The following is an 8060-nucleotide window of genomic DNA, read 5'->3' as shown; positions in this document are numbered from 1 at the left end:
CAGGCTCAGGCCGCCTGCAATCCGATCAGCCGCACGCGGCGATGCTGTGCACGCAGCGCCTCTTCGATCGCCACCAGGCGACGATGAGCCTCGCTCTCGTTCCACTGATGCAGCAGCTTCTGCTTGGTGGCCTCGATCTTCTCCTGCTGCAGCGTCGCCCAGTCGCCGATGAGCTGCGCCAGATGCGAGGCCTCCTGTTCGAGCTGGGCCTGCAGGCGCTGCAACAGACCCGGATCCTGGCAGGCGTCGACGCGTTCGCGGGCGCGTTCGATCTGACGCTCGACCAGCGCCTTGCGGATCTGGAATTCAGGTACGCGCTTCAGGCCGCTCGCCAGGCCCAGCCCCGCGCACAGGCTGATGAACCACTTGGTGGGGTCGTACTGCCACCAGCGCACGCCATTGCGATAGTCCCACTGAAAGATGTGATGGAAATTGTGGTAGCCCTCGCCGTAGGTGAACAGCGCGAGCAGATCGTTGTCGCGCGCGGTGTTCTCGGCGGTGTAGGGACGACGGCCCCAGTAGTGCGCCAGCGAGTTGATGAAGAACGTGACGTGATGGCTGACCACCAGCCGCATGAGGCCGGGCAGCAGCAGCGCGCCCCAGATGTCGCCGTGCCACCAGCCGAGCAGCAGCGGAATGCCGAAGTTCATGCCGACGGCGAGCCACAGGTAGTAGCGGTGCTGGAACATCACGATCGGATTGTTCTCCAGATCGCGCGCATTGGCGGTGTTCAGCTTGCCGCCCGGATAGTCCCGCAGCATCCAGCCCATGTGCGCGAACCAGAGACCGCGCTTGATCGAGTACGGATCCTTCTCGACGTCGTCGACGTAACGATGGTGGACGCGGTGCATCGACGCCCACACCAGGATGCTGTTCTGCAGCGACATGGCGCCGAGCAGCATCCAGAAAATCTGCAGCGGCTTCGAGGCCTCGTAGCTGCGGTGCGCCCAGAGGCGGTGATAGCCGCCCGTGATCGACAGGCCGGGCGCGGAGCAAAGGAGCTCGAACCAGGGTTATTTGAAAGCGTCGGAGTCGGACTTCCACGCGTAACAGGGAAAACCGCCGGCACGGTGGTGATCGCGAACATGAAAACGGCCGGCCAGTTGAACGGCGCCTTCTTGGTTTCGCGGGCTGCGGTCATCGATATCTCCAGAAATTCTAAGGATTTGCGCGAGCGGTCGATCCTAGCAGGACGACCCTACCTGACGAAAGTGAGGGACGCCAGCCAACGCCTCGCAGTGCCGGCAAAACCCGGCAATGCCTACTGTGCCCGCCCGATGAACCCTCACGCCACCGCCCCGGTCGCGAAGCTTGACGGCCGCTCGCGCCAGGCCGAATGCTTGCCGCCGCGTACTTCCGCCGAGCCTGCGCCCATGCACATCCCCGAGCGACGCAAGATGCGATCCAGCGATGCGCTGGAGGCGTTCGGCCGCATCCTCGAAGACATCGCCCACCAGCTCGCGCTACGGCCGCTGCTCACGAGCATCGCCCGTCATGCCTGCGAACTGCTGCGCGCCGACGACGGCGCCATCGGCCTGTATCACCCGGCGCAGAAAGTCATCCGGGTCGAGGCCATCCATCGCCTGCCGCAGATCGAGCTGAACACCGAATTCGCGGCCGGCCGCGGCCTGATGGGCCGGATCATGGAAACGCGCCAGCCCGTGATCTACGACCGCTACGGCGACCTGGAAAGCATGTCCCTGCCGGAACTGGCCGACCACGCCGTGATCGGCGTGCCCATTTTCGGCGGCAGCGGCCAGCTCATCGGCGCCTTCGGCATCGGCGCAGAACCGCCGCGGCGCTTCGAGGCCAGCGACGTCGCAATGCTGCAGCTGTTCGCACGTCACGCCGCCATCGCCATCCAGAACGCCGTGCGCTACGAACGCGAACAGCGCCGCAGCGAACGCATGGCCCTGATCGCCCAGGTCTCGCGGCTCGTGTCCTCGGAACTCGAACCGGAAGAACTGGTGGCGACGACCGCGGACATCATCCATTCGGTGCTGGGCTATCCGAATGTCGTCATCCCGCTGATCGAACAGGAAGACGACGGCGAGTTCCTGGTCTTCCGTTCGCACGCCGGCGCCTATGCGCAGGTGTTCTCGAATCCGTACCGCATGCGCGTCACCGACGGCATCATCGGCTCGGCCATCACGCTGCGCGCCTCGCAGATGGTCAACGACGTCACGAAAGATCCGCGTTACGTTCCGCCACCCGAACCCATCGACGTCTGCGCCGAACTCGCCGTGCCCATCATGCTGGGCGAAGAGGTCTACGGCTGCGTGAACATCGAAGGCCTGGCGCCGTTCGACGAGGACGACGTGCGCAGCATCGAGATCATCGCCGACCATCTCGCGGTCGCCATCAAGAACAACCGTCTGTGGACCGAGGCGCGGCAGGCCGCCGTGATGCGCGAACGCCAGCGTCTCGCGCGCGATCTGCACGATTCGGTGAGCCAGGCGCTGTCGTCGATCAGCATGACGGCGCAGTCGCTGGTCTCCGCCTGGCAGCGCGATCCAGCGGAAGGCGCACGCCGTGCGCATCGCCTGGAAGAACTGTCGCGCCTCGCGTTCGCGGAAATGCGCGCCCTGCTGCGCGAACTGCGACCCGCCACCAGCGTCGCGGGCAGCACGTCGGTCAAGGCCGGTGTCGATGACGTGAAAGCATTGGGACTGCAGGCCGCGCTGCGCCGGCTCGCCGGCATCCTCGCGCCCGAGACGCCCAGCATCCGCCTCGACTTCAGCGACTACGTCCCGCAGCCGCGGCACGTCGAGGAAGAGCTGTACCTCATCTGTCGCGAGGCGCTGTCCAACGCCATCCGCCATTCCAAGGCGCGCGTCGTGCGCATGCACGCCAGCCGCGGCATCGACCGGATCGACATCGTCGTCTCGGACGACGGCGTCGGCTTCGATCCGCTGGAGCAGCAGACCGAAGCCGCGAGCAGCGCAGATCACGGCATCGGCCTGCAGACCATGAACGAACGCGCCCGGGCGCTGGGCGGCTCGTGTCACGTCGCAAGCCGCGTCGGTCTCGGCAGCGCCATCAACATTTCCGTCCCCTGTCACTCCACCGTCGCCTCGGGTGCGCCATGAATCAGACAGCAACCACACCAACGAGACTGATGCTGGTCGACGATCACGCCATCGTGCGCGAAGGGCTGCGCGCACTGCTCAGCGACGTGGAGGAATTCGCCATCGTCGGCGAAGCCTCCAATGGCGACGAGGCCTGCCGGATGGCGCCGCAACTGCGGCCGGACCTGGTGCTGATCGATCTCAAGATGCCCGGCATGCACGCGCCCGACGCCATCCGCATGCTGCGCGCCATCGTGCCCGACGTGAAAGTGCTGGCGCTCACCAGCTATGCCGAAGACGATCAGGTGCGCGACGTGATGAAGGCCGGCGCCATGGGCTATGTGCTCAAGGAAGTCTCGAAGGCCGATTTCCTCGAAGCGCTGCGTACCGTCTCCGGCGGTCATCCCTGGCTGCATCCGCAGGCGCAGCGTTCGCTGATGGAACAGCTGCGCGCCGGCAAGCCGGCCGATCCGCTCGCCACCCTCACCTATCGCGAACGCAGCGTGCTGGAGCTGATCGCGCGCGGCAAAAGCAATCGCCAGATCGGCGCCGATCTGAATCTCACCGAAGGCACCGTGAAGGGTTACGTCAGCATCATCCTCGCCAAGCTCAAACTCGACGATCGCACGCAGGCCGCACTGTTCGCCGCCGAACGCGGCATGGGGCGGGCGAAGAAGGAATCGTCGGTACGGTGATTCCCCTCGCGCTTCTCTGATCCTTTCCCCCGCTATTGTGGGGCCGGCTTCAGCCGGCCTTTCAAGAGTCAGGCTGAAGCCTGACCCACAGCAGAAAAGACACCAGTGCACCCCAATCATTCACCTGTTCGCGGCTCGTGTACCATCCCGCGCATCCAGGGGTGTTGGAAACTGCAGGTTTTCTCAAATGACATACGCAGCGATTACCGGCTGGGGCAAGTGCATGCCGCCGGCCGTGCTCGACAACGCCGGACTCGCGACCTTCCTCGACACCACGGACGAATGGATCACCAGCCGCACCGGCATCCGGGAGCGGCGCATCTCGCATGTGCCGATGACGGCGCTCTCGCACATCGCCGCGGCGCGCGCGCTCGCCTGCGCCGGACTCGATGCGGCCGACGTCGATCTGGTCGTGCTCGGCACCGTGTCTGCCGACGAACACGTTCCCAACACCGCATCTGCCGTGCAATGGCTGCTGGGCGCGAAGAATGCCGCCGCGATGGACATCAACACCGCGTGCACCAGCTTTCTCTACGGACTGACGAGCGCGACCGCGATGGTCCGCACCGGCGTCGTCAGAAACGCCGTCGTCATCGGCGTGGAAGGCATCAGCCCGTTCATGGACTGGTCCAACCGGAATGTCGCCGTCCTGTTCGGCGATGGCGCCGCGGCCGTCGTGATCCAGGCGACGGATCGTCCCGAAGGCGTGATCGCCGAAAAACTCGGCTGCTACGCGGACGCACGGCACACGCTGCGCGTGCGCGGCATGGGCGCGGCGTGGTGCAACCACGACCTGCAACTCGGCGATACGCGCTGGGATTTCGACGGCCAGGAAATTTTCAAACGCGCCGTGGTCGGCATGAGCGAAGCGTCGGAAAGCGCGCTGCAACGCGCTGGCCTGTCACGCACGGATATCGATCTGTGCGTTCCGCACCAGGCCAACCTGCGCATCATCGAAGCCGTCGCCAAGCGCGCCGGCATTCCCATGGAGAAAGTCTTCGTCACCGTGGACCGCTACGGCAACATGTCGTCGGCCACGGTACCGGTCGCACTCGTCGAAGCGATCGAAGAAGGCCGCGTCAGACCCGGCTCGCTGCTGCTGACGCCGGCCTTCGGCGGCGGCCTCACCTGGTGTGCTCACGTCATCCGCTGGGGTGATCGCGTCACGCCGCTGGGCGCCTGCGATCTCGAACTGCCGCCGTGCCATCAAACCGGCGTCGAACTCGTGCAGGACATCATCCGCCGCAAGGGCAATACGTCGAGCGGCTTCGATGTGCAGCTGGCGGCGCGCTGAGAGGAAGAGAGGAGAGCCGCAAAAGACCGCATAAAAGAAGGGAAACATTCCGGGAAGAAAGTCGACCTTCTTTTATGCGGTCTTTTGCGGCTCCCCTTCCTCTTCTTCCTCACCGCAACGCGTGCGTCAGGAACGGCAGCGAGACATCCATGCGGTAATCGATGTCCGAGTGGGTATCGTCGAACTCCTCGTAGACATGTCGGATGCCGGCCGCAGTCAGCCGCTTCGACAGGATGCGGCAGCCGTAGTGAATCTGGTACTGATCGCGGAAACCGCAGTCGATGTAGATGCCGCGCAGTGAGCGCAGATTGGCGCGGTATTTCTTCACCAGGTTGACCGGATCGTGGCGCTGCCACGCCTGCCAGCGTTTCTCGATCAGCTCGCCGGTTTCCAGATTGAACGGCAGGCGGAAGCCGTTCGGCGCGCGACGGTCCGGATCGTAGCTCGCGGCCATGCACAGGTTCATGAGGCAATGGACTTCGCCGCCGCCGAGCTTGCGCTTCTTCCAGATCGCCTCCAGAAATTTGCGCACGCGTCCGTCGTCGAGCCCGCGATCGGCGCCGCGCTCAGCCTTCGCGACATCGAGCGCGCCGGCCGGTCGCGGCCTGGGGCGATACTTCGCCAGTTCGTTGAGCGTGTTCGGCCAGTCGTGGCGATACACGAAGTCGAAATAGGCGTCGCCCGAGTGATCGGCCACCGCGCCCCAGACCTGCGGATACTTCATGCCATGGATGATGGCGCCGTAGCCGCCGGAGGATTTGCCGAAGCAGCCGCGATGTTCGCGCGACGCCAGCGTGCGGAATTCTCGATCGATGCAAGGGACGATCTCCTTGGTGAGATAGTCCGCGTACGCGCCGATGGCCGATGAATTGACGTACTGGTTGCCGCCGAGCGCGGTGAAGCAATCGGGAAAGACCAGGATCGCCGGCGCCATGCGGCCCTCGTGAATCAGGCGCGCGGCGCGCTCCGGAAAGTTCTCGCTGAAGTTCTTCCAGCCGATGTGGCCGAGGCCGGAGCCCGTGAACCCCGCCATGTCCATCAGCACGGGGTAACGCCGGCCGCGACCGTGCTCCGCACCCTCGTCATAGCCCGGCGGCAGCCACACGGCAAGATTGCGCACGCTGGGATCGCCCAGCGGATTGTCCCGCAGCACGCGGGAGTGATGCTCCAGCATGACGAGCGTGCCTGTGTGCCACTTCGGTCGCTTGAGCGCCATACAATGTCCCCAGCCGCCGTTTCGTAGCCACGAGTCTAATGAGTTCCCATTCCAACGACGATCCCGCACTGGAAACGCTGTTCCTGCCCATTCGGCAGAAGCTGTTCCCCTGGCCGCACGACGGCGCCCTGTTCCTGCGTGCACGCAGCGGCGCCTCGCTGCGCGCCGATGATCTTCCGGGACTCGTGTGCGAACAGACGTTCAAACCGGACGCCGATGCGCTGGAGCGGGCGGGATTTCATCTGAACAGCGGCGAACACCGGCGCTATCCGCTCGTGCTGCTGCTGCCGCCGCGTCAGCGCGAGGAAGCCCGCGCCTTGCTGGCGCGTGCGGTGGATTCGATCACGGCGAGTGGCCACGTCATCGTCTGCCAGGCCAACAACGAGGGCGCACGTTCGACCGAAAAGGATCTGGAGCGCCTCGCCGGCCCGCTCGATACGCTGACCAAGCATCACTGCCGTGTCTTCTGGACCGGCCCGCTGAACGGCCCGGTCGATCACGCACTGGCCGAGGAATGGCGCTCGCTCGACGCACCGCGACGCATCGCAGATGGGCGTTTCCTCAGCCGCCCCGGCATTTTCGCGTGGGACCGCATCGATGCAGCCTCGGCGCTGCTCGCCGCGCATCTGCCTGCGAACCTGGCCGGCGATGCCGCCGATCTCGGCGCGGGCTTCGGCTATCTCTCGGCAGAACTGCTGGCACGCTGCCCGCGCATCCGCTCGCTCGATCTGTACGAAGCCGAGTCGCGCGCGCTCGATCTGGCCCGTGAGAATCTGTCCACAGCGACCGTACCGGTCGGCTGCCACTGGCACGATGTGACGACCGGACTGCCGCGCAAGTACGATGTCATCGTGACCAACCCGCCCTTCCATGCCAGCACGCATCACGACCGGCCCGACATCGGCCGGCGCTTCATCGCCATCGCCGCGCAATCGCTCAAACCCGGCGGCCGATTGTGGCTGGTCGCCAATCGTCACCTGCCGTACGAATCCGTGCTGGACGCCCGCTTCGGCAGTGTGCGCACCGTCACCCAGAGCGGTGGATTCAAGATCATCGAGGGGACGCGCGCCGCATGAAACTTCTCAAACTCGTCGCGAATCTGGGTTACGGCAGCCGCAAGGAAGTGACGGCGATGGTGCGCGACGGCCGCATCACCGATCCGGAAGGCGACATCCTCTACACCGACGATGACGTGCCGCACGAGCGCATCCGCGTCGATGGCGAACCGCTCGATCCCGCGCCGGGACTGATCCTGATGCTGCACAAGCCGGCGGGCTACACCTGCTCGCTGAAGGATCCGGGACAGATCGTGTACGACCTGTTCCCGCCGCGTTTTCGGCGGCGCTCGCCGACGCTCGCGACCGTCGGCCGACTCGATCGCGACACCACCGGCCTGCTGCTGATGACGGACGATGGCGCCCTGCTCCATCGCATCGTGCATCCGAAGTCGGCCATCGCGAAGGTGTACGAAGCGACGCTGGCGCGCGATCTGCGCGGCGATGAAGCGAAGATCTTTGCGGGCGGCAAGCTGATGCTCGAATCCGAGCGCACGCCGCTCGCGCCGGCAACGCTCGAAGCGGTCGGGCCGCGCCAGGCGCGACTCACGCTCACCGAAGGCCGTTATCACCAGGCGCGCCGCATGTTCGCGGCGGTCGGCAATCATGTCGAGAAATTGCATCGCAGCCGGGTGGGCGGATTGACGCTGGGCGATCTGCCGGAGGGTCGGTGGCGGCTGCTGGAGGCGGAGGAACTGCAGAAGCTGTTCGCCGGCTGATCGTCGCTTCTTT

The 8060-nt window shown here is 65.5% G+C and carries 7 protein-coding genes; 5 read left to right on the top strand and 2 right to left on the bottom strand.

The features are described 5' to 3' along the window. Window positions 1-5: 5 nt before the first annotated feature. On the bottom strand, window positions 6-974 hold the full coding sequence (locus V7D81_RS11665; protein ID WP_324316735.1) for an acyl-CoA desaturase: 969 nt from the start codon (window positions 972-974) through the stop codon (window positions 6-8). Between the two features lie 399 nt (window positions 975-1373). On the opposite strand from V7D81_RS11665, the gene V7D81_RS11660 reads away from it, so the two are divergent. The 3 genes from V7D81_RS11660 (at window position 1374) to V7D81_RS11650 (ending at window position 5057) form a co-directional block, all read left to right on the top strand. After that, window positions 1374-3089, top strand: coding sequence for a GAF domain-containing protein (locus V7D81_RS11660; RefSeq protein ID WP_324316694.1), 1716 nt, complete (start codon window positions 1374-1376; stop codon window positions 3087-3089). After that, entirely contained in the window at window positions 3086-3763 is a 678-nt protein-coding gene (locus tag V7D81_RS11655; RefSeq protein ID WP_324316693.1) for a response regulator transcription factor, read from the top strand. Before V7D81_RS11660 ends, V7D81_RS11655 begins: the two co-directional genes overlap by 4 nt. Before the next feature lie 187 nt (window positions 3764-3950). Beyond that, window positions 3951-5057: a ketoacyl-ACP synthase III gene (locus V7D81_RS11650; RefSeq protein ID WP_324316692.1), complete on the top strand. Its 1107-nt coding sequence runs from the start codon at window positions 3951-3953 to the stop codon at window positions 5055-5057. 109 nt (window positions 5058-5166) lie between these two features. Here the strand turns inward: V7D81_RS11650 and V7D81_RS11645 are convergent, their stop codons facing one another. Beyond that, the gene (locus tag V7D81_RS11645; RefSeq protein ID WP_324316691.1) at window positions 5167-6273 is read right to left on the bottom strand and encodes an alpha/beta hydrolase; all 1107 of its coding nucleotides are present in this window, start codon (window positions 6271-6273) and stop codon (window positions 5167-5169) included. Between the two features lie 38 nt (window positions 6274-6311). On the opposite strand from V7D81_RS11645, the gene V7D81_RS11640 reads away from it, so the two are divergent. Both V7D81_RS11640 and V7D81_RS11635 read left to right on the top strand, forming a co-directional pair. Then, a complete protein-coding gene (locus V7D81_RS11640) occupies window positions 6312-7349 on the top strand; it encodes a class I SAM-dependent methyltransferase (RefSeq protein WP_324316690.1) in 1038 nt (345 codons plus the stop codon). Further along, on the top strand, window positions 7346-8047 hold the full coding sequence (locus V7D81_RS11635) for a pseudouridine synthase (protein WP_324316689.1): 702 nt from the start codon (window positions 7346-7348) through the stop codon (window positions 8045-8047). Before V7D81_RS11640 ends, V7D81_RS11635 begins: the two co-directional genes overlap by 4 nt. Window positions 8048-8060 lie beyond the last annotated feature (13 nt).

Origin of the sequence: Povalibacter sp., from assembly GCF_036735925.1 — a bacterium.
Lineage (GTDB): Bacteria > Pseudomonadota > Gammaproteobacteria > Steroidobacterales > Steroidobacteraceae > Steroidobacter.
This window is presented reverse-complemented; position numbering and strand designations above follow the sequence as displayed.

What these genes read in the sequence shown, in the direction of transcription:
- V7D81_RS11660 (WP_324316694.1), top strand. Translation starts at nt 1,374, where the DNA reads ATGCACATCCCCGAGCGACGCAAGATGCGATCCAGCGATGCGCTGGAG.
- V7D81_RS11655 (WP_324316693.1), top strand. Translation starts at nt 3,086, where the DNA reads ATGAATCAGACAGCAACCACACCAACGAGACTGATGCTGGTCGACGAT.
- V7D81_RS11650 (WP_324316692.1), top strand. Translation starts at nt 3,951, where the DNA reads ATGACATACGCAGCGATTACCGGCTGGGGCAAGTGCATGCCGCCGGCC.
- V7D81_RS11645 (WP_324316691.1), bottom strand. Translation starts at nt 6,273, where the DNA reads ATGGCGCTCAAGCGACCGAAGTGGCACACAGGCACGCTCGTCATGCTG.
- V7D81_RS11640 (WP_324316690.1), top strand. Translation starts at nt 6,312, where the DNA reads ATGAGTTCCCATTCCAACGACGATCCCGCACTGGAAACGCTGTTCCTG.
- V7D81_RS11635 (WP_324316689.1), top strand. Translation starts at nt 7,346, where the DNA reads ATGAAACTTCTCAAACTCGTCGCGAATCTGGGTTACGGCAGCCGCAAG.